Source organism: Prevotella corporis DSM 18810 = JCM 8529 (assembly GCF_000430525.1).
GTDB lineage: Bacteria > Bacteroidota > Bacteroidia > Bacteroidales > Bacteroidaceae > Prevotella > Prevotella corporis.
In genome coordinates, this window is the sequence record NZ_AUME01000044.1 from 1 (window position 1) to 22,083 (window position 22,083).

Annotated in this window: 20 protein-coding genes, 1 tRNA gene and 1 pseudogene; 16 read left to right on the top strand and 6 right to left on the bottom strand. The window is 40.9% G+C overall.

The features are described 5' to 3' along the window. Nucleotides 1–71: 71 nt before the first annotated feature. The 4 genes from H515_RS0108520 (at nucleotide 72) to H515_RS0108535 (ending at nucleotide 3,737) form a co-directional block, all read left to right on the top strand. A complete protein-coding gene (locus tag H515_RS0108520; RefSeq protein WP_161625404.1) occupies nucleotides 72–458 on the top strand; it encodes a hypothetical protein in 387 nt (128 codons plus the stop codon). An 84-nt stretch (nucleotides 459–542) separates the two neighbouring features. Further along, entirely contained in the window at nucleotides 543–1,043 is a 501-nt protein-coding gene (locus H515_RS0108525; protein ID WP_025877375.1) for a hypothetical protein, read from the top strand. A 53-nt stretch (nucleotides 1,044–1,096) separates the two neighbouring features. Further along, nucleotides 1,097–2,095 (top strand): metallophosphoesterase family protein, encoded by a 999-nt coding sequence (locus H515_RS13775; RefSeq protein ID WP_025877376.1) that lies wholly within the window; start codon nucleotides 1,097–1,099, stop codon nucleotides 2,093–2,095. Then, on the top strand, nucleotides 2,088–3,737 hold the full coding sequence (locus H515_RS0108535) for an MBL fold metallo-hydrolase (RefSeq protein WP_238300162.1): 1,650 nt from the start codon (nucleotides 2,088–2,090) through the stop codon (nucleotides 3,735–3,737). Before H515_RS13775 ends, H515_RS0108535 begins: the two co-directional genes overlap by 8 nt. A 316-nt stretch (nucleotides 3,738–4,053) precedes the next feature. Here H515_RS0108535 and H515_RS0108545 read toward each other — a convergent pair whose 3' ends face one another. The 5 genes from H515_RS0108545 to H515_RS0108565 are packed head-to-tail and all read right to left on the bottom strand — an operon-like array spanning nucleotide 4,054 to nucleotide 9,089. Further along, nucleotides 4,054–4,620 (bottom strand): metallophosphatase domain-containing protein, encoded by a 567-nt coding sequence (locus H515_RS0108545; RefSeq protein ID WP_025877380.1) that lies wholly within the window; start codon nucleotides 4,618–4,620, stop codon nucleotides 4,054–4,056. Between the two features lie 9 nt (nucleotides 4,621–4,629). Continuing rightward, nucleotides 4,630–5,358: a hypothetical protein gene (locus tag H515_RS0108550; RefSeq protein ID WP_025877382.1), complete on the bottom strand. Its 729-nt coding sequence runs from the start codon at nucleotides 5,356–5,358 to the stop codon at nucleotides 4,630–4,632. Between the two features lie 11 nt (nucleotides 5,359–5,369). Then, nucleotides 5,370–6,491: a PDDEXK-like family protein gene (locus H515_RS0108555; RefSeq protein WP_025877384.1), complete on the bottom strand. Its 1,122-nt coding sequence runs from the start codon at nucleotides 6,489–6,491 to the stop codon at nucleotides 5,370–5,372. 12 nt (nucleotides 6,492–6,503) lie between these two features. After that, nucleotides 6,504–7,784 (bottom strand): PDDEXK nuclease domain-containing protein, encoded by a 1,281-nt coding sequence (locus H515_RS0108560; protein WP_025877386.1) that lies wholly within the window; start codon nucleotides 7,782–7,784, stop codon nucleotides 6,504–6,506. 12 nt (nucleotides 7,785–7,796) lie between these two features. After that, a complete protein-coding gene (locus H515_RS0108565; protein WP_025877390.1) occupies nucleotides 7,797–9,089 on the bottom strand; it encodes a site-specific integrase in 1,293 nt (430 codons plus the stop codon). 557 nt (nucleotides 9,090–9,646) lie between these two features. On the opposite strand from H515_RS0108565, the pseudogene H515_RS14055 reads away from it, so the two are divergent. The 3 genes and pseudogenes from H515_RS14055 to H515_RS0108580 form a co-directional block, all read left to right on the top strand. Continuing rightward, nucleotides 9,647–9,784: pseudogene (locus H515_RS14055) on the top strand (site-specific integrase); the annotation flags it as partial. 283 nt (nucleotides 9,785–10,067) lie between these two features. Beyond that, on the top strand, nucleotides 10,068–10,961 hold the full coding sequence (locus tag H515_RS0108575) for a DUF4465 domain-containing protein (protein ID WP_025877393.1): 894 nt from the start codon (nucleotides 10,068–10,070) through the stop codon (nucleotides 10,959–10,961). 359 nt (nucleotides 10,962–11,320) lie between these two features. Continuing rightward, a complete protein-coding gene (locus H515_RS0108580; RefSeq protein WP_025877395.1) occupies nucleotides 11,321–12,280 on the top strand; it encodes a DUF4465 domain-containing protein in 960 nt (319 codons plus the stop codon). 820 nt (nucleotides 12,281–13,100) lie between these two features. On the opposite strand, the gene H515_RS0108585 is transcribed toward H515_RS0108580, so the two are convergent. Further along, nucleotides 13,101–13,490: a DUF3127 domain-containing protein gene (locus H515_RS0108585; protein WP_025877396.1), complete on the bottom strand. Its 390-nt coding sequence runs from the start codon at nucleotides 13,488–13,490 to the stop codon at nucleotides 13,101–13,103. A 210-nt stretch (nucleotides 13,491–13,700) separates the two neighbouring features. Between H515_RS0108585 and dnaN the strand changes: the two genes are divergently transcribed. The 9 genes from dnaN to H515_RS14060 form a co-directional block, all read left to right on the top strand. Next, nucleotides 13,701–14,825, top strand: a complete 1,125-nt coding sequence (gene dnaN / locus H515_RS0108590) for a DNA polymerase III subunit beta (protein ID WP_025877397.1) — start codon at nucleotides 13,701–13,703, stop codon at nucleotides 14,823–14,825. Nucleotides 14,826–14,886: 61 nt separating this feature from the next. Beyond that, nucleotides 14,887–15,741, top strand: coding sequence for a 3'-5' exonuclease (locus tag H515_RS0108595; protein WP_028901843.1), 855 nt, complete (start codon nucleotides 14,887–14,889; stop codon nucleotides 15,739–15,741). Nucleotides 15,742–15,744: 3 nt separating this feature from the next. Further along, nucleotides 15,745–16,947 (top strand): bifunctional phosphopantothenoylcysteine decarboxylase/phosphopantothenate--cysteine ligase CoaBC, encoded by a 1,203-nt coding sequence (coaBC, locus tag H515_RS0108600; RefSeq protein ID WP_028901844.1) that lies wholly within the window; start codon nucleotides 15,745–15,747, stop codon nucleotides 16,945–16,947. Next, the gene (porD, locus tag H515_RS0108605) at nucleotides 16,925–17,809 is read left to right on the top strand and encodes a type IX secretion system protein PorD (protein ID WP_025877398.1); all 885 of its coding nucleotides are present in this window, start codon (nucleotides 16,925–16,927) and stop codon (nucleotides 17,807–17,809) included. Before coaBC ends, porD begins: the two co-directional genes overlap by 23 nt. A gap of 6 nt (nucleotides 17,810–17,815) precedes the next feature. Next, complete coding sequence (gene recN / locus H515_RS0108610; RefSeq protein ID WP_025877400.1) at nucleotides 17,816–19,474, top strand: DNA repair protein RecN; 1,659 nt, start codon at nucleotides 17,816–17,818, stop codon at nucleotides 19,472–19,474. Nucleotides 19,475–19,520: 46 nt separating this feature from the next. After that, on the top strand, nucleotides 19,521–21,209 hold the full coding sequence (locus H515_RS0108615; RefSeq protein WP_025877401.1) for a tetratricopeptide repeat protein: 1,689 nt from the start codon (nucleotides 19,521–19,523) through the stop codon (nucleotides 21,207–21,209). A 64-nt stretch (nucleotides 21,210–21,273) separates the two neighbouring features. Continuing rightward, a tRNA-Arg gene (locus H515_RS0108620) sits at nucleotides 21,274–21,348 on the top strand. 155 nt (nucleotides 21,349–21,503) lie between these two features. Next, entirely contained in the window at nucleotides 21,504–21,878 is a 375-nt protein-coding gene (locus H515_RS15295) for a hypothetical protein (RefSeq protein ID WP_051274730.1), read from the top strand. After that, a partial coding sequence (locus H515_RS14060) for an ISAon1 family transposase N-terminal region protein (protein WP_028901845.1) occupies nucleotides 21,821–22,083 on the top strand: 263 nt, incomplete at its 3' end. The genes H515_RS15295 and H515_RS14060, both read left to right, overlap by 58 nt.

The following is a 22,083-nucleotide window of genomic DNA, read 5'->3' on the forward strand; positions in this document are numbered from 1 at the left end:
AACGAAAGACCGAGAGAAAAATTAAACTTTTCTACACCTAAGTGCGAGTTCTTCAAACACGTTTTGTAATTTTGCACTTGCTGGTTGACTCTACGGCATCATTCGATCTTGTCATTCTCAACAGAAAAGAAGAAAAACTTGCTTTAATTGAATTTAAAGCCAAAAATGCTCATAATCATGAGCATGCTAAAGATTTCTGTAAACTTATGAATCCAGCAGAAGGAGAAAATGCTTTAAGATACTTTATCGAGATAATTGAAAGCTATGACCAGAGAACCATCAAAAATTTAAAAGGTAAAATAGACAACTATCAGTTTCCTATAATGGGTGGTGACGAGAAGCCAATCCCTATAAGAATTGCTTGCTATTGTTTAGAGAAATACAACGAAAGCTCATTGGGTGAATTTATACAATTCGATCCTATGCAGAACCAGTCCGTTTTTTATATAAAAAAATAAGATAAATACTAACTATGAACTCTTTCTGCATACCAAATTCCTAACTTTGCGCCAGTATTAAATTTCTCAATCGTATTATATAATATGGAAAGAACAAAACGACGCAAAGAAGAATTGAACGAAAGAGTAAAGAATGAGGCACTCCAGTTTCAGGTGAGCTGGGGGGTCAAGACATTGGGAATCGAAGTTGCTGAAGAAGTACGCACTCGCATTGACGACGAGTTGAGAATTTTGAAGAATCTCGGGTTGGCTGATAACCTGCTGTCCTTGAAGGAGATTGTAGAAGGTGTAAAAAGAGACTTGAATGCTGTACCCGAGCCATTTGACGGAAATTTGTCAGGAAGCCTGGTTGCTTACACGCTTGGCATTACTTTAGGCAACCCGCTTGACCGAAACTTACTAATGCCAGTCTCCAGCTACACGCTCCCCATGCAAGTGAGTCTTCGCTACGATAACAGTATTCGCAACCAGGTGGTGGAATGGATAAAATCGCATGGTTACAAGGAAGTGAAAACTCGACTCGGACAGCCCATCTTGAAGATGGATAAAATGGTCGTAGAATTTAAGCGACTCGTTAAATCATAATCTTTATCACAAGTTTCCACCTTGACGAAGGGAGACGCTAAATAACACAAGGTATGCAAAAAGAATTAAAAGACTTGTTTCGCACCATTTGGCGAAATAGCAATCTCATTGGCATTACCAATGAGGATATAGAGGTGTTCGCATCCAAAGATACTACAACCATCATTGCTGATTTTGAAGCAGAACAAAACAAACTGGGCACATTCCAATCGCTTTGCCACAATGTGCAAGAGAAATTGGGGCAACAAGCGAGAAAGGGATATGTAGAGAATATTCTCATTTATATAGACATGCCCAAAGGAGAACAAGAATTGACTATGCAAGACTTGGAAACATTGAATGGGATGCAACAAGCCATTGCTCCCAATACGCGCCAGATACTGGCAATAGGAACCCATACGGCCAGCTATCTTCGTATAGCAGTCGTTATCGGGATGGACAAAATGAAGACATTACCGACTTTCTTCAGTTGTAAAGGTAAAAAGATATTCGCATTTTCTGATACACATGGCCTGCATAGGCAATTAGAAATCCCGGAATCTGCAGACATCCTTATTTGTGCAGGCGATGCAGTAGAAGATAATCTCAATCCTGCTGATTATGAGGATTTTCTTAACTGGTACAAGAGTCAACCTGCGAAATTGAGACTTTTCACCCCTGGTAATCATGAATTATCGTTTGACATTGCTCCATTATGGGCAGAAACACTATTCAAAACAGACGATATCGTATTGCTTCATGACGGCACTTTCTCTTATGATGGAATCAACTTTGCAGCCATCACAGAGGATACCGCCAGAGATATTGAGATATTGCCTAAGGAAATCGACATTGTCATAGCACATCATCCGCCTGTGGGAATTTTAGATTGTGGTGTGGGGAGTGAGTCTATCCGTAAGGCTATCGAAACAATGAAGCCACGCTATCATCTCTTCGGACATGCGCATCAGGAAGGGTGTAAAAGTCTGAAAGAATATTCAACCACTTTTATCAATACCAGCCATTGCAATGAACTTAAAAACACATCTTATGAACATAAGTCAGATGATTGAAATAACAAGGGAAAATTATTCAAATTATCTTTCCTTAAATATTATCGCCTTTTCTCACTCTTTTGCGGGAGCATGTGGAGAGGGCGGAGCTCTGATAATGGTTACGGCAGACGGAACTGCCTATCACACCAATTTCATTCAAGAAGGGTTCACGATGAAGGAAATCAAAAAGTTATGTCCCCCTCTTACTGATTGTACCTTCGGACTTGCTGATGAAGGGGACGTTCCAAAGGGATGGCAATACATAGATTTGGGAATGGGAAATCATCTTGTCATACAAACTAAATATTGGCACGCATTTGCTAAGAGAGGGAACAAGTCTGTGGAAGCAGATAGCTTATATCAAGATTGGTTACCAATCATGAAAAAAATAGCGACACAGCCAACTATTCGAATCACAATACATCGCGGAGCCAATCAGGTAGGTGGCTGTATCACGGAAGTAGCGACGGCACAGGCACGAATCATGATAGATTTGGGAAGCAATCTCCCTGGTAGTATGAAAACGGAATTGACAAACGAGGAGGTTGCCGAAATGACAAAGGGGGTTGATGCCGTGTTCTACACTCATTACCATGGCGACCATATCGGACTTTTTGCTGCTGTACCCGATGCGATACCTCAATATATAGGCGAAGGAGCATTGGAAGTATTGAAGTGTCGGAACAAGGTTCTAAATAAAAAAAGAGAACTAAGCCAAGAGCAAAAGGTCTTAAATAGAATGAGTACCTATACGTCCAACCACACTATCCGGATTGGGGATATTAATATAACGCCCTACTATTGCTCACACTCTGCATTCGACGCTTACATGTTTAAGATAGATAGTCAGGGAAAGGTCATTCTTCATACAGGAGATTTTCGCCAACATGGCTATCTGGGAAAGGCACTCAATGGTGTGTTGAAGAAGCACATAGGACCGGTAGATATCCTTATCACAGAGGGTACAATGCTGAGTCGCTCACAAGAAACAGTGCTGACAGAGAATGACATAAAAAGAAATACGGTAGATGTTTTGAAAAAACACAAGTATGTTTATGCTCTTTGCTCATCAACAGATATGGAGCGGCTTGCTTCATTCCATGCTGCATGTAAAGAGACAGGACGCTTGTTTGTTTGTGATGAATATCAGAAATCAATACTCGACATATTTAGCAATCATGCCCAAAACAAGGATTTATTTGGATTCGATCAAGCCTTCACATATCCTCATAAAGAGTCTGATAAGGTAACAGGACATTTGAAATATCATGGATTTCTACATATTATCCGAGGGAGTCAGGAGTGGGTGGTAAAGAAAAGAATAAAGACCTACAATGACGAACCGTCCTATCTTATTTACTCCATGTGGCAAGGTTATTACAATGGTGACGAAACAGTAAGATTGTCTAATGTAATAAACATAAGAAGTATCTTTGACGATAAAATATTTGATGGAATAAAAGATGGTTTTCACACCAGTGGACATGCAGAACTCCAGACACTCCGTGATGTTTGCACAATAACTCAACCTCAAACGGGCATCATCTTTATTCACAAAGATGCTACCTCATCGCCACAAGCCCTACAGTTGCCAGCATCACTTCATATTATTGATAATAATGAAGAAATAAATAATTTCTCCATCCAGATTGATAACTAACGAAGTTTCCACATCATCAAAAAGAAAAATGATGAACATAGAAGAAATATATGCATCGCCTGAACTAAGATTGTAGAAGAAAAGGCGCTAATACTCTTCATTCAAATATCTTTTTTATGCACCGCAATCCAAAAACCCATTCAGCAGTTGGAGCAGAAGGTCATTGATTACGAGCAAGCCTTGCAACGGCAAGCGGAGTTGTTGCTGCAACAAGAACGTATCAAACAGGAACAAAGGAAACTAAAGAAGCATTTGAAGAAATAGCAAACGTTTTAAGAAAATATTTAGTACTGTTAGAATACGTATTAACTATCAGTTAAACCTTATGCAACAAAGGAGCGTTACACAACTGATAATGGTCGTTAAGAACGGCACCGTTTGAAAAGGTAGTCGTTCCTTGTTGTTCCGTGCCGTATGCGTCATGGGCGTGACCAAAAAGATGAAATTTGGGTTTTACTTCCAATACCTTATTTCTCAAAGATAGATTCCCCCAATGTATTCCGTTGGATTCGTCCAGTATCATCGCAGGTGGTTCGTGTGTAATAAGTACGTCTACGCCATGCGGTATGATGCTCTCTTGATGATTGTATGCCAAACCAAAGAATCTCACACCCTCGATTTCACAGCCTCTGTCTTGCAAGAAATGAATATTATTGGGCAAGTCTTCTATGTTTTCAGCTTCCCATAAACATAGATCGTGATTGCCTGTGACAAAAATCTTATGCCGGTAGGGTTGTTCGATTAACCAGTTCAGGAAGTTGAGTGCCTCCTCTTCTGTACCCATATCAGTAAAGTCGCCACAATGCACCAAAACATCAGCTGTTGGTAAATTGGTCAGTAGCCGATGTCGATTGTGGGTATCTGAGATTTGAAGTATTGTCATGTTAGGGCGCTATGGATTATCAGTATGCCATACAGGAGCTTTATCGAAGCCTACAATATATTCAGTGTGAGGATGACCATACTTAGGACTAATTTGCCAAATGATTTCTACATTATCTGGAAGTTGTTCCAAGAAAGAGGCTAACACATCCATATTCTCCTTTGCCCTGTCTGCTTCAAGGCTTTGCAACTCCAGCCCGAGCATAACAGTTCGAATATTATTATTGCTATAGGATATAGGATAAATGGGCTGGTCTAACGAGAGGGCTGTTCCCGAAGTAATATATGTTGCTGTACGAGCACACATCCTAAAATCATTAAAATCCATACCAATGAGTCCAACAGTTTCTATGAAATGATGGAAAAACAGCAGATAGTGCAGAATGTCTTCTTGTACTGTACTATCTTGTGAGGTAAGAATATTGTAGAATTCCCATCTTTCCTTGAACAAATCATACTGTATACTAGAGTGTAGGTCTAGAATAAAAATGCTACCAACTATACCTTTATACTGTTTAATAAAAGAGTCTATTTCAGATACATATACTTCAGCATTGTCAGTGAAGACAAAAATAGCTAAGCATTGTTTGGAGTGTAGGTCGTCATTACAATTACATATATCTTTGTAGGGCAGTTGCAGACTGCTTAGTATTTCTTTGGCTTTATCACCAAAACAATGATAAGCAACAAATTGCTGATATGATTCCCCAAAATCTAAGAGTTGCTTTAAGTCTTCCATTTATATCTTTTCTAAATTTTAGATTTAAAACAAGTTTTTATTTCGCTAATCTTATCCTTTATCCATGTCAATACTTCTTCGTTTCTAATTGCTGGATATTGGGCAGGATCATGCCAGTTGTTTTTTTCGTTATCAGAAATCCAACTCCAACCATAAGGATAAATAGAGGTTGGTTCATATGCAAAGCAATCAAGTTTTTTTGAAGGCTGCTCATATCCATTTTTTGGAGAAATTCCTATCCACACTTTTTTCCATTCGTTGTTATCATCTGTTCGTATAACAATTGCATAAGCCTCGTCTAAATCTCGCCATAGAGCACCATTGTCATCTTGACGTTGTTCAAAGCCAATGAGCTTTTTGATAATATATTTTTCAATCAATGCATCTCCGATTTGTTTCGTTAGCTGTAACAATCCTAAAGTAGCATCAATATATTTCTCATCAATAGCTTTATTAATAATTTTTTGTTGATATTCTGTGTTCATATCTTGATCAGTAAGTTGTTTGATAATCGTGATATAATCTTCGATGGTGTGGTGAACAGGCTTTAGAGGTTGAGTCGGTACAAGATCTTTTAACAACTTTAGTATATCCTGTGCATAGGAAAGTTTGATAAAATCAAAATGTCCCCCTCCCAATGAGTCTGGAGAAGGTTCACTACCATGTAAAGTAAGATAAACTAATTTGAAATTATTCTCCCCCAATGTTTTTATCCCATAGTTATGATATCGAAGCAGTTGGTTAGGCTGGTCACCTGCATAGATTTTATTTTCAATGATAACGGCATGTCCCCTATCTTCAAGAATAATATCTATACGGCCGCCAGTAGTTTCTGTTACTTCTCCTATGGGTCGTTCAACTATCTGCTCTTTACAATATGTAATATAATCCTCTGGCAATCCCAAAGCTATAAGGAACGATTTGAGAAATTCATTTTCCAAGCCATGGTTTGCCTTTGGGTTGAGTAATGTTGCGAGTAAACGTGAATGCAAGCGTACTTCGTCAGAGCACATATTCAGCGCAGAAAACACATTAAAGCATTTTCCTTCCTCCTTTTCTTTCTTTAGCCTCTCTTGTTCAGCATGATGTAATGGTAATAACTGAGATAGTAATTCTTTGATGCTATTGGGCATAATATAAATGTTTTAGTTAGTTTCTTGCTCCACAATCTTGCTTAGCTCTTCCTCAACTTCTTCCACCGTAGGCAGAACCGATTTTAGATTATCGGGAATAGCCTTTGAAAGTTGGTAATCGCTGACACCAATTGGCTGGTCGTAGCCAGAAAGGGCATATTGTGCCACCACCTTATCTCCTCCATTGCAGAGGAGCAAGCCGATCGTCTTGTTGTCGTGTTCGCCACGGAGGGTGTCGTCCACCACATTGATGTAGAAGTTGAGTTGCCCCATATATTCGGGCTTGAAAGGTGTGGCTTTGAGTTCGATAACAACGTATGCATGCAGTTGGATGTTATAGAGAATGAGGTCGGCATAGAAATCAGAATCGCCTACTTCAAAATGCTTCTGCTGTGCCACAAATGCAAAGCCACTGCCCATTTCCAAAAGATATTTGGTGATATGCGAAACCAATTGCCGTTCAATGTCTCGTTCTGCCATTTCATCTGTCTGTCCCATCATGTCAAAGATGTAAGGGTCCTTCATCAAATAGTTGGCAAGGTCGCTTTGCGGTTTGGGTAATCGCACAGAGAAGTTGCTCACTTTCTTTGCCGTAATCTGCCGAGCGAAAAGGTTTGTTTCAATCTGCATTTGCAGAACATTACTACTCCAACCTTTGGCAACCGCCTGCGTGATATACCAATAACGTTCACCCAAAGGCAGCTTACTATTAAGCAATATAACATGGCCCGCCCAGTTAGTGCGAACTACGGCAGACTGCTTAAAAATTTCTTCTATCTTATTTATATCGTGTTGGTAAATGACAGACAGTGCTTCAGATATCTCTCCTAATTGTGCAAGGGGTTCTTGCGTAATTATATTTCCTTGAATATCTGTGGCTTGTATTTGCGCAAGAGGCTCTTGCGTAAATTGATTTAGTTTGCTCGTTAGTTGCAATATATTATCAACCGAAGGACTATTAAACCATCTTTCAACCTTACCCATTTCTGTTAGAGCCTCCATAGGATAAGCCTTTGCAAACTGGCACATATAGATAAGATTACGAGTGGAATATCCCTTCTTGTCAGGATATTTAGAACGTATTGCCTTAGAAAGGTTGTCAATGACTTTGCTTCCCCAACCTTCTTTCTTTTGGAGATAGAGAATAAAATGCCCCACCTTCCAATAATGGAAGAGCATATCAGCATTAGCCGAAGTAATCATGCGTACTTGTGTATGTTCAAGGTCAGTACCGATGGCTCGAACAATGAGAGATAAATCTTGTTTCTCTGCCTTGTTTATTTCCTGGCTCATATTGTTTCGGTGTTATAATTGATTGAATTTACTCATGGCATTCGCTTTAATGTCGTCCGCAATGTCTATGTATGGTTTCATAGCCTTGTAATCGCTATGCCCAGTCCATTTCATCACCACCTGCGGAGGAATACCTAAAGCGAGGGCGTTACAGATAAACGTTCTGCGACCAGCATGCGTGCCGAGCAAAGCATATTTAGGTGTAACATCGTCTATGCGCTCATTGCCTTTGTAATAAGTTTGGCGCACAGGTTCGTCAATACCTGCCATTTCAGCCAACTCCTTAAGATAATCATTCATCTTCTGATTGGTAATCACAGGCAAAACTTTGTCATGCTCAAACGCCACATCCTTGTATTTATCAAGAATTGCCTTGCTATGATTGTTCAGTTCGATAATCAAACTATCGGAAGTCTTGACCGTTGTTACTTCAATATGGTCGCCTTTAATATCACTCCTGCGGAGATTGAAGACATCAGAATAGCGCAAACCAGTGAAGCATTGGAAAAGGAAAACATCACGTACACGTTCGAGAGCCTGCTTGTTGGAAGGTATTTCGAACTCTCGGAGACGATTGAGTTCGTCCCAAGTGAGGAAGATGATTTTCTTCTGTGTACTCTTGAGTTTCGGCTTATAGTTGTCGTAAGCGTTGTTCTGATGCACACCTTTCTTGAAAGCCCAGCGAAGAAACCACTTCAAGAAACTGAGCTGCTTGCCAATCGTGGTGTTACGCATCTCCTTTACATCACGCAGATAACTCACATAATCATTCAAGCCTCGTTCATCGAAGAACTCAAAGGTAAGTCCTTCACGAAAGTTGGTCAAATGATTTTTCACGGCTGCAAATTTCTCAAACGTGGAGTCCGTCCAATTGTTCTGACGTCCACAATCCTCGACAAAATCATCAAACACCTGAAAGAAATCACAAGGCAACGCTTCTTTCTTTGGTTTAGGTTCTTCGCTCACAGGTTTGTGCAAAGCATTGAAAGCCTCCTTAATATGTTCGGGTGTTGGCATTACGTCCTCTACCTCAAACCTCTTAAAGATTGACTGTATTTCCGTGTAATACTCCAAGAGCGAAGCATTGATTTCAGAAGCCGATTGTTTCAGTTTGTTGCTACAACCATTCTTCACACGCTGCTTATCTGCATCCCACTTGGCTGCGTCAATGCGAAAGCCTGTGGTGAACTCAATCCGCTTGGATGCAAAATTAACGCGCATACGAATAGGCACGTTCTCTGTGATAAGAACTCCGTCCTTCTTCCTGCTCTCCAACGTGAAGATGATGTTCCGTTTGATATTCATACCTTCGGGTGTATTGTTTTATGCACCCAAAGTTACACCCTAAAAATAATATTACCAAAGATTTTCCGTGAAATCTCATTTTATTAACATTTTGCGTAAACTGCTATATTACAATAGATTGATGCGATTTGATAGCTTGTGATAGTTCAAGAGAAAGAGCCTCTCTCTCCGCATGAAGTACTCTGTAAAAAGAGTTGAGAAAAACTTCAAAAATCCGTAAGTGTCGTAACTTCACAAGTTGCGATACTTTTGTTTTATACAATTCTTACTTTTCAGAGGTCGTTTAGAGGTCGTTTATACTCCCAAAAACTCTCCCGCGGCTACAATCTGGCTACATTTTTTTGAGGCAAACAAAAATTGTAGCCAAGAGTTCGTAGAGAGTTCGTTTAGAGTACTTGTATTATACTGCTATTCAAACAATTATGTAGAACTTTGTAGCTGGGCTGCAGAAGTTGAAAGAATGGGAGTTTGGATACAATATCCTTTCCGTTTGGCCACAATGTCCTTTTCGTCTGGCCACAATTTCTCTATTTCTGGGCACAATTAAAAAAACTATTATGAAGACAATTTTTAGCACCGCCTTCTATCTTATAAGCAACTATGTCAACAAGGAGGGTAAAACACCCGTGATGTTGAGAATCTATCTCAATAATGAACGTTTTTCATTTGGCTCCACAGGTATTGCGATAGACAAGATTGTTGAAAAGCTGATGAATTGATAGATTAAAAACAGTGTATTGTTTGTATTTTAAGTTTTTTGTGTTATCTTTGCATTTATCATGAAGGAATGGAATTCAAAATGCGACTTTTGTCGTTCACCTGGGCATAGAAGCAATGTTCCCCATTAGTGATTTGTAAATAGAATTGAGGAAGAGAGCTTTCAACAAATACCTAAATGACTTATAAACATCCGAAGGACATTAACGAATTAGATTCAACAATCAATATTAATAATCAACTATCATTTAATTTTAGCTTATGAAAAAGATTTTTTACTCAATTATTGCTGCTGCAGCGTTCGTTACAATGCCAGCTATGGCACAAGAATCAACAAACTTTACTGCTACATTTGAGAATGTAGAAGGTGTCACACTCACTACCGATGGTTATTACATTGGAAAGGAGACCGAAAACACATTTGACAGTTATGGTGCGACGGGCTATTACTCCAACTACAAACAAGGACCATTCACGTTCTCAAACAGTTACACACCATCCTTTAGCGCATGGACGGGATTCGGAATCTCCAACAGAACCCAAACGACATATAAAAATTTAAATCCAGACCAATATAATAATGTAGTAGGCGGTGGTTATGGCGGTTCTGCCAACTTTTGTGTAATCTTTGATTCACAAGACAGCATCATGGTTGATGAGTCGGTGACCCAACTCAAAGGATTCTACATTACCAACTCTGCCTATACAGCAAACAGTTTTCTCAATGGAGACGGCTATTCGAATAAGTTTACCAAAAATGGCGATTTCATAAAGGTAACCTTGACAGGAAAGAAGGCCGACAACTCCATTGTCAAAAAGGAGATTATGCTGGCGGAGTTCAGCGATGGAACTTTAAAATACATTAGCGACTGGCAGTGGGTTGACCTCTCTGACTTTACAGGGGTAAAGACAATTTCTTTTGGGTTCGACGGATCTGACAAATCGAAATGGGGACTTAATACTCCGAAATATTGTGTCATTGACAACTTGTCGGCCATGGTTTCCACGGGCATAGAGAATACGTTCAAGAAGGAGACTGAAGTGTACGAGGTTGCGCGCTACAGCGTGAATGGAGCACGGTTGAATGCTCCTCAACGCGGTTTGAATATTGTGAAGATGAGCGATGGAACAACACGTAAAGTCATGGTTAAGTAATCAATTTCAAACATCAAAATAAAATGCCCCACCATTGATGCTAAAGCATTGATGGTGGGGTGATTATTGAAAAGTTGACGAAATTACAAATAAAAAGCAGTATATTGTTTGTATTTTAAGTTTTTTGTATTATCTTTGCAATCGTTGCAACTATTATGAATGTGTGAAATGGAATTCAAAATGCGACTTTCGTCGTTCACCTGGGCATAGAAGCAATGTTCCCCATTAGTGATTTGTAAATAGAATTGAGGAAGAGAGCTTTCAACAAATACCTAAATGACTTATAAACATTCGAAGGACATTAACGAATTAGATTCAACAATCAATATTAATAATCAACTATCATTTAATTTTAGCTTATGAAAAAGATTTTTTACTCAATTATTGCTACTGCAGCGTTCGTTGCAATGCCGGCAATGGCTCAAGATGCACAAGAGACCGTATCTGATTTTGAAAACATCCCAACTGTGAAGTTCAATTCCGATGGCTTCTACCGTGGTGATTCACTTGATGTTAATGGAAAAAAAGTAGAAGGTACCCCAATGCCATGGGATCCTAAATCACTGTTTTGGGTATGTGATTATGAGCAAGCACCTATTACATACGATCTAATTTTTGACCATAGTGTAACCAAATATGGCACTTTTGACTCGACAACAGGTGTAGGAGTTTCCAAGGTATCAGACAATACTTATAAGTATAAAACTGGTGATTATGCCAATATTGTAGGAGGTGGATACAAATCAGAGACCTTTGGTGTCGTTATGGGGAAAAAAGTTGGCTTTACAATTGCCAAAGGTAGCAGAATCAAAGGCTTGTATCTCACAAACAACATGAGAGTTGTCGATATTATGAAAAAAGGCAAATATCGTGGCAAAGGTAAATTAAGCAAGGAGGGTGACTTCTTCAAGGTTATCATTCAAGGTGCTAAATTTGATAAAAAAGGGAATGATGAGGAAATTGATGGCGCAACAGTTGAGGTGATGCTTGGCGAGTTCAAAAACGGTGCAATTCAGTTACTGGATACATGGAAATACATAGACCTTTCTTCTTTCCCTGCTGAAGCACAGCGTATCATCTTCAAGTTTGACGGCGCAAAAGAAACATACGGCGACTATACAGTTATTGATGAAAAATGCTGTATAGACAATGTTACAACCGTTGCAGTTGCTGCTGGTATTGAAAATGTGGCAAACAATGCAAATGCAGTTGAAGTTGCTCGTTACAACGTAAACGGTGCACGTCTCAACACTCCTCAGCGTGGTGTGAATATCGTCAAGATGAGCGACGGAACGACACGCAAGGAGATTATTAAGTAAGACTCCATTTGAAAATTGTCGATGCTCTTACCAAGCACTGATAAACAAAATAAATCCCACGGTCTCTTTCGACGGTGGGATTTTTTTTACCTGTTCAGCCATTAGGACAGTCAAGTTAAACTAGGCTTGCTGGTCTAATTGTCGATTTGGATAGATTCTCTGCTACACAGTATAGTCCGATATTTGTAAAATAATTTCAAAAACAGTTTCCAAATCCACAGCTTTTTCTTTGCGAACGGTCAGCTATGAGATTACAAAAGGTCAGGTTTGGGCAGCCAAAACCTGACCTTTTAAAATGAGAAATGATGTTCTTTTGATTTTCAGTTGTTTATGGATTAAAAGCTATTGTTCACTTTTGTCAATTCATTTCATCATCTGATTGATTGCCTAAAACCAGAGAAGTTGGGCGAAGCTTTAATCCGCAACTGGTCATTAGAGCTTGAGCTGATTTTATTTGATAGCGAGTTGCTTGTTTGTCGTTCTAATAAAGCCGTAGCTGGCTGTGGCGAGAGAGTACGGTAGAAAAACTGTCGAAAAGCGAATGCCGTCAGTCTGGATGCCATATTCTCATCATCTAAGAGCGAAGGTGCGGTCTGTTGACCGATTTGAGTTTATGCTTGTCAGTATGATCAGATCAACGAAATTAACAACTGAAAATGATTCCTCGTCTTAACGTTTCTCTGCTTTACGAGGTTCTTTTGCTGTCTGGATAGACGAAGTTGTGCAATGCGGTGAGTCGAAAACGCAAAGAATCCCCGCTTCCACTTGTTGAATCTTAGGAAGAGGGGACTCGTATGTTGATTTTCCTTTACTGTTCTACTTAGAATGGTAAATCGTCAGCTGCCGAACTCTCGTTGGCAGGAGGGAAAGGAGCCTGACTGCCACCTTCGGGAGCTTGTGGCGCAGCAGCACTCACAGGCGCACCAGCTTGGGCAGCCGCAGCGTCAACACGTTGAATGTTCCATGCCCGGATATTGTTGAACCAACGGCCATTGTACTCGTGGGCATCGATATCGAAGTTGACGATGATTTCCTCGCCAGCCTTGATTCCGAATTGCTCAATTTTGTCTGCGCCGAATATGTTAAATACCATTTTGCGTGGGTATTGATCGTGAGTTTCAATTACATACTCTTGCGATTTCCATGGGCCACGTGCCGAGGTTCCTTCACGTGCCTCCAATACAGCGATAACTCTTCCTTGTAATTCCATATAATTTTGAAGAATGATAAATATTTGTTTTCTTATTTATTTGCGAAATTACTAAAATAGTTCTAAAAACAAAAACTTTTATTCTTAATTTTTGTTTTTCACGTGCCTTTTTTGTATTTTTGTACATTCAAGAATAGACCTTTCGAGGGTTGTTCCTGATAAAACAGTCAAACCAAATGATGATTAATAACTAAAATACATAGGATACTAATGAGATTTACTATTTCAAGCACTGCCTTGAGCAGTAGATTGCTGTCTCTTTCACGTGTTATCAACAGCAAGAACACTCTTCCAATTTTAGAATGTTTTCTTTTTGAAGTACACGATGGTCAACTCACAATCACTGCTTCTGATAGCGAGAACGTGATGCAAACCACCTTGAATCTTGAGGGTTCTGAGGGTGAGGGTACATTTGCGGTAAACAACCATACCATCTTGGATGCTGTGAAGGAACTTCCTGAACAGCCCTTGAATGTGGATGTTAACTTAGGAGAGTTCAAAATTTATATCACTTATCAGAACGGTTCCTACAATTTCCCTATTCTCAATGCCGAAGAATATCCAAAGACACAGCCCATAGCCAGTGATGCCACGAGCATTACCATCGGCTCAGGTATCCTTGCCGATAATATCACACGATCTATTTTCGCAACGGCCCAGGATGAGTTACGCCCGGTTATGAACGGTATTTTCTTTGACCTGACGACCGACTGGCTGGCAATTGTGGCTACCGACGGACACAAGCTGGTGCGCAACAAGAATTTTGCCATCAAGAACGATGTACCAGTCTCATTCATTTTGCCCAAGAAACCAGCTAACTTGCTGAAAGGAACTCTGGCAAAGGACGAAAGCGACGTAGTCATTCGTTTCGATAGTCGTTCAGCAGAGATTTCCTACACCGACGGAAGTCTCACCTGTCGCCTTATCGAAGGAAAATATCCCAACTACAACAGTGTCATTCCAGAGGACAACCCTAACCAAATCACTATTGATCGCAAGTCGCTCATTGGCGCAATTCGTCGCGTGTTGCCATTTGCAAGTGATTCCTCACAACTCATTCGCTTCCATGTCACAAATGGACAACTCGACCTCAACGCAGAGGATATCGACTTCTCTACAAGCGCAAAGGAAAGTGTTACATGTGAGTACAATGGCAATCAGATGAGCATAGGGTTTAAGGGCTCCAGTATGCTTGAAATACTGAGCAATCTTCAGAGTGACGATGTCAATATTCAATTGGCTGATCCGTCACGGGCAGGTGTTGTCATACCAGGCGACCAGTCGGAGACCGAGCATGTTCTCATGCTTATCATGCCAATGTTACTGAACGATTAAGCTAAAAGTTATTGGGCATGGAGAGGCATTCCATGCTCAAAATCTATAAATACATTTTAGAATGCTGTTAAATCTCACAAAGCCCTTGATTGTTTTCGACCTCGAAACAACAGGGCTTGATCTTGTTAAGGACCGTATCATTCAGCTATCGTTCATCAAAGTCTTTACCGATGGTAAAGAAGAACGGTGCAATCTTTATATCAACCCTGAGAGAGAAATTCCTCGGGAAGTCGTTGAATTGACGGGTATCTCAAACGACGATGTCGCCAATGCGCCGACCTTTAAGGAAAAAGCCAAGGAACTGTCGGCCATTTTCTCTGGTTGCGACTTTGCGGGCTTCAATTCCAATCGCTTCGATGTTCCTATGCTGGCTGAAGAATTTCTGCGGGCGGGAGTGGATTTCGACTTTTCGAAATGCCGTCTCATCGATGCCCAGAACATTTTTCATAAAATGGAACGTCGAAACCTTGCTGCCGCCTATGAATTCTATTGTGGTAGAAAGATGGAAGACGACTTTCAGGCACACAAAGCCGACGAGGACACTGAGGCGACGTGGAGAGTCCTCCAAGGGCAGATAGCCATGTATTCGCCAGAGAATCAGGAAGAGCCCGAGCGTATTTTGAAAAACGACATAGAAGAACTGGCGGAGTTCTCCCAGATGAATGACTTTGTTGATTTTGCCGGACGCATTATTTGGAAGCAAGTTACTGATAAAGACGGCAATGTATTGATGGATGATAATAACAAACCACGCCGACACGAAGTTTTTAATTTTGGGAAATACAAGGGATGGGATGTTGCTGAGGTGCTCCGCAAGGACCCCGGCTATTACAGTTGGATGCTTGCTAACGACTTTACTTACAATACAAAGCAGGTTTTGACACGTATTCGCCTACGAGAGTTCAACAACAGATAGAATATGCTTAACGGAAAGAAAATAGTACTTGGTATCACTGGGTCAATCGCAGCCTATAAAAGTTGCCTGATTATACGCCAGCTGATAAAAAAAGGTGCGGAGGTGCAGGTGGTTATCACACCGGCCGGAAAAGAATTCATCACTCCGATAACGCTTTCTGCACTGACTCATAAGCCTGTCATCAGTGATTTTTTTTCGCAACGCGACGGCACTTGGCATTCACATGTTGACCTCGGATTATGGGCTGATGCCATGTTGATAGCCCCATGCACGGCTGCCAGTCTTGGAAAGATGTGCCACGGCATTGCCGACAATATGCTTGTAACGACTTATCTTTCCATGAAAGCACCTGTTTTCATAGCCCCGGCAATGGATCTCGACATGTACAGACATCCGTCCACTCAGGAAAATCTTAGGACACTTCAACAGCGAGGAAACACAATCATAGAGCCCAAGAACGGATTCTTGGCCAGCGGACTGGAGGGAAAAGGGCGTATGGAAGAGCCTGAAGCGGTTGTGGAGGCCTTGGAAGCCTATTTCAATCATGAAAGGGAGACATCTAACGACCTAAATGGGAAAAAGATACTCATAACGGCTGGCCCTACCTATGAAAAGATTGACCCAGTGCGCTTTATAGGAAACTATTCATCTGGCAAAATGGGTTTCGCATTGGCTGAGGAATGCAGGTGCCGAGGTGCTGAAGTCACGCTGGTGGCGGGGCCAGTACATCTGGAATGTTCAGAGAAAATCAACAGAATTGACGTTGAGAGCTGCCAACAGATGTATGATACATGTATGGAGGCTTATCCTTCTTCAGATGCCGCCATACTTTGTGCTGCCGTTGCAGATTTCAAGCCACAAACTTTCTCTGAAAATAAAATAAAACGCGGAAAAAATGGTTTACATATTGACCTTCAATCCACACAGGACATCGCGGCAGCTTTAGGCAAACAGAAGAAAAAAGGTCAGCGCCTCGTCGCCTTTGCCTTGGAAACCAATAATGAGGAGACGAATGCGAAGGCAAAATTGGAGAAGAAGAACGCTGACTTTATAGTGCTGAATTCTACCAAAATCCCGGGAACAACATTCCAATCGGACGAGAATCAAATCACGATCATTTCAAGTAAAGGGAAAAAGGATTATGAGAAAAAGAACAAATCACAAGTGGCTCGTGATATTGTTGATGAATTGTCTTCTATTCTTTAGTCACTTTGCGAATGCACAGGAGCTACAGGCGAAGATAAATATCAACCATAACCAGATACAGGGTACTGATGCCTCGGTCTTTGAAAACCTCCAGCAGACGTTGGAGCAGTTCGTAAATGAGAAACAATGGACCAACTTGAAGTTTCAGAAAAACGAGCGAATCGTCTGCAACTTTAACATCACCGTCACGCAATACGACCCAAGCACGAACACTTTCACATGTACGGCACTGGTTCAAGCCAATAGACCAGTGTACAACTCTGCCTACACCACCACCTTATATAATAATCAGGACGGTGATTTCAACTTTGAATTTGCCCAGTTCGACCAGATTGACTTCAACGAGGAGAACATCGACAATCAGTTGACAGCGCTTTTCGCCTATTATGCCTATCTCATCATTGGAATTGACCTTGATTCTTTTTCACCGATGGGTGGCGAGGATATCCTACAGCGGTGTATGAACCTTGCCAACAATGCACAGAATCTAAATTTTACTGGATGGAAGGCTTTTGAAAACTCACGGAATAGGTTCGCAATCATCAATGATTATCTTGACGGGGCTATGAAGCCGTTCAGACAGTTGCAGTATGATTATTACAGAACGGGACTTGATGAGATGGCAAACAGCGTTGAACGTGGCAGAACCAATATCACCACAGCGATAGAAAATGACCTGAAGAAAGCGCACGCTGACCGACCGATGAGTCTTTTGCCACAGATTTGGACGGATTACAAGAAAGATGAATTGACAAACATCTATGCTGGAAAGGGGACACAGAAGGAGAAAGAGTCGGTTTATGAAATTCTTTTCAACATAAATGCCAGCCAAAATGCATTCTGGAATAAGATAAAACAATAAGAAAACATGCTAAAGCATCTTTATATTAAGAACTTCACCTTAATAGAACAATTGGATATTGACTTCCATCCTGGCTTTTCAGTCATCAGTGGTGAGACTGGAGCTGGTAAAAGTATAATACTTGGGGCTATTGGGCTACTGTTGGGCAATAGGGCGGACAGCAAGCAAATCAAGCAAGGTGAGAAAAAATGTGTCATAGAGGCAACATTCGATATAGAGAAATACGATCTTGAGACATTCTTTACCGATAATAGCATCGATTTTGATCCAATGGAGACAATTATTCGCCGAGAACTTACGGATAATGGCAAATCAAGGGCATTTATAAACGATACACCAGTGTCCCTGACATTGATGAAAACAATTGGCGAACAGTTGGTGGATATTCACTCACAACACCAGAATTTGCTTCTTCAGAAAGAGGACTTTCAACTGAATGTCATTGATATAATAGCTCAAAACACTAACGAACTCAACAAGTATAAAGAACACTATCATTCCTATCGGGAAGCTCTGAAGGAATTAGAGCTTCTCAAGAAAAAAATATCTGAAAGAGCTGACAACGAAGAGTTCCTTCGTTTTCAATTTGATGAGTTAGAGAATGCCAATCTTCAGAAAGGACAACAAGAAGAGTTGGAGAGCGAGAGCAAGACATTATCACATGCAGAAGAGATAAAAGGTGCGTTATATCAGGCCGACTATGCGCTGAATGACGAAGAAACTGGTGTCGTCAATACGCTGAAGAAAGCCTCCGAAGCTATCCAAGGCATCGTCTCGGTGTTCCCTAAGAACAAAGAACTGGCAGAAAGGTTAACTTCCGCCTACATTGAGTTGAAGGACATTGGCAACGAGATAGGCTCTGATAAAGAGAACATTGAGTTCGACCCGAATCAACTCGACCACATCAATCAGCAATTGGACAAGATTTATCATCTTGAACAGAAGTTTCACGTTGAATCTGTTGAGGAACTACTTGATATAAAGGACGACTTGCAGCAACAGCTTTACAGTATTGACAACAGTGCCGATGATCTAAAAGCCCTTGAGCAGGGAGTTGCAGCTAAGTATGAGAAGTGCGTGAAACTTACAAAGTCCCTGACATTAACAAGAATCAAATCTGCCAAGAAAGTGGAAGAGGAGATGAAGAAAAAGCTCATTCCTATGGGCATTCCCAACATCCAGTTCAAGATTGACATTACGGATAAACCGTTAAGTAGCAATGGTACAGACAAAGTGAATTTCCTCTTCTCTGCCAATAAGAGCCATCCGTTGCAACCCATTGCGCAAGTGGCCTCTGGTGGTGAGATCGCACGTGTCATGCTGTCACTCAAAGCTATGATAAGTGGGGCCGTTAAACTCCCGACCATAATTTTTGACGAGATTGATACTGGCGTTAGCGGAAAGATCGCTCAGCAAATGGCATTTACTATGCAAGAGATGGGTAACCATGAGCGACAGGTTATTTCAATAACACATCTACCACAGATAGCCGCGCTCGGATCGTCGCATTACAAAGTTGAGAAAAGGGACACCGACAAGGAAACAACCAGTCATCTACGTGAGCTGTCTCAAGAAGAACGGGTAACCGAGATTGCCCAGATGTTGTCTGGAACAGACATCACCGAGGCTGCCCTTCAGAATGCAAAAGAACTTCTCAAGGTTTAATGAAACCAATAAAAAGGGATAAATTTGCATTAACAAAATAATAAACATGAAACGAATAATGAATCAAGATATGAAAAATAGCCTAAGAACCATCCTCGTCCTTATATCATTTGTTGTCACAGTCTCAACTTTTGCACAGCCATCGGCAATCAAGAAGTTGGCAGATGCAACCTTTACGTTAACGACTTTCAAGGAAGACGGCTCTATACTGTCAAGTTCCAATGGTTTCTTCATTTCCGCTGACGGAGTTTGTGTAAGCCCGTGGAAACCATTTATTGGTGCAAGTCGTGCGGTGGTAATCGACAACAAAGGGCAGAAACACAATGTTGAGGCGCTAATGGGAGCGAATGGTATCTACGACATCGTTAAGTTCCAAATCCAGTCATCAACGACGCCGGCTGCTTTGGCGACTAATGTCACTGCTAACTCCAACGCATGGATTGTCACAACGTCCAAAAGCAATCCGCTAGCGAAAGCAATGGTGACGAAGGTTGAAAAGTTCATGGAAAAATACAATTACAGTGTGCTTACAACTGATGTAGATGATAAACTAAACGGAGCAATCGTGGCTAATGACAAAGGGCAAGTGATTGGACTTTATTCTTCGAATAATAGCATCAAAAGTGCAACAGATGCAGCCTTTGCGCGTGATTTTGTGATCTCTGGACTCTCGCAGAACGACCTCACGCTTCGTGAATGTGCTATAAGAGTGGCTCTACCAGCCAGTGTGGAAGAAGCCACGATTGCCCTCATGCTGTCAGCCGACAAGTCTGAAAGTTATAGGGATGGTGTGATTAAAGAGTTTTTGGGCAAGTTCCCAACACTCAATGACGGGTATTTGGCAAATGCCAACTTGCTGATAACCAAGAATGATTTTGCGAATGCTGATAAAACATTGAGGGATGCCATAGCTAAAGCACAGGCCAAAGATGAGGCACATTACAATTATGCTCGAACCATATATATATGCATGGTCAATCCGTCCATTGAGCCCCAACTAAAGAGCCTTGGATGGACTCTTGATAAAGCCATGAGTGAGGCGGAAAAGGCTTATAAGATTAAGGCAGAGCCACAGTATAGACACCTTCAGGCGCAAATCATCTATTCGAAGGGAGACTATGAAAAGGCCTATAAGGAGTTTGAGGCGCTGACAACTACTCCCCTTAAGAATCCAGAGATCTACCTTGAGATGGCGCAATGCAAGCAGCAATTGAAGAGTGACGACAAGGAAATTCTGGGTTTGCTCAATCAAAGCATCGAACTTTGCGACACACCGTACGTCAAGACAGCAGCACCCTATTTCCTTGCACGTGCAAAACAGTTGGACAAGATGGGAGATTACAGACTTGCCATGAAGGATTATTATACCTATGAGTATTTTTATAGGGGTCAGCTTGGACCAGAATTTTATTATATGCGTGAGCAATGCGAGGCAAAAGGTAAATTATGGAAGCAAGCCTTGCAAGATATCCTTATCGCGTCACGACTCGATCCCAAAGAACCGATATATTGTGCTGAGGCTGGGAGTTTGCTTTTGCGAGTAAATAAATTGGATGCAGCCATCGATGCCGCAAAGCAGGCTATCAAACTAAAGCCAGACTTTGCCGAAGCATATCTCATTTTGGGTTCTGCGCAATGCCAAAACAAACAAAAAGAAGAGGGAGTCAAGAATATTCAAAAAGCAAAAGAACTGGGTAATCAACAGGCAGATTCATTCTTGGAAAAGTTCAAGTAAATAAAAACCCACCGATTTATTTGGCTAAAAAGAATAAAAGCAGTAAATTTGCAGCCGATTTGATGGTTCCGTAGCTCAGTTGGATTAGAGCAACAGCCTTCTAAGCTGTGGGTCTTGGGTTCGAACCCCAACGGAATCACCTCTTGAAAAAGTACCTATAACACTGGTTTTTAGGAACTTTTTCTTTTTCAACTCCCCAGCCGTTACGCTATTCGGGAATAAAAAAAACGCTTATTTCGTCCAAATTTGGACCGCTAAGCAAGTTTTTTCTATTCGTTTTAAGAATTAAGTATAATGGCAACAATCAAACTCGCAGTGCTCAAGCACACAAAATCAAAAGATGGTTCATACAAGATTCGTATTTCCATTGGTCACAGATCCGAAACTCATTACATCGTTACATCTTATTCTGTTAATGCTCTTTCAGAATTCGAAAACGGAATAGTGGTGAGAGTTCCTAACGCACATGAAATTAATATTAAGCTCCGTAATCTTCTCAATGACTATGAAGAGAGATTAGAGCGTATTGACTCTCCTGAAGATTATGGCTCAGTAGAAAATCAATGGGGGAATAATTTGTTATTTATCTTAATAATTCCGACCTTCGCATTATGGAAGAAAAAATGTTACGCACCTTGGCAACTCTTGTTTTGCCTTCTCAAATATTAGATTATTTTACTATCGTTTCTGTCTGCGAGGTTGGACCTGAGTTTCATATTAGTCTTGACGAACGTATGGACAAGACTTTGTCAGGTAATGCCACCTTCGAGTCCAAGGGGTTCATGGAAGCAGTTAATATAACCGACTTCCCTATTCGAGGCCATAAGGTGATCTTGAAAATTCGTCGCAGACGATGGACGGATTTGCGCACGGG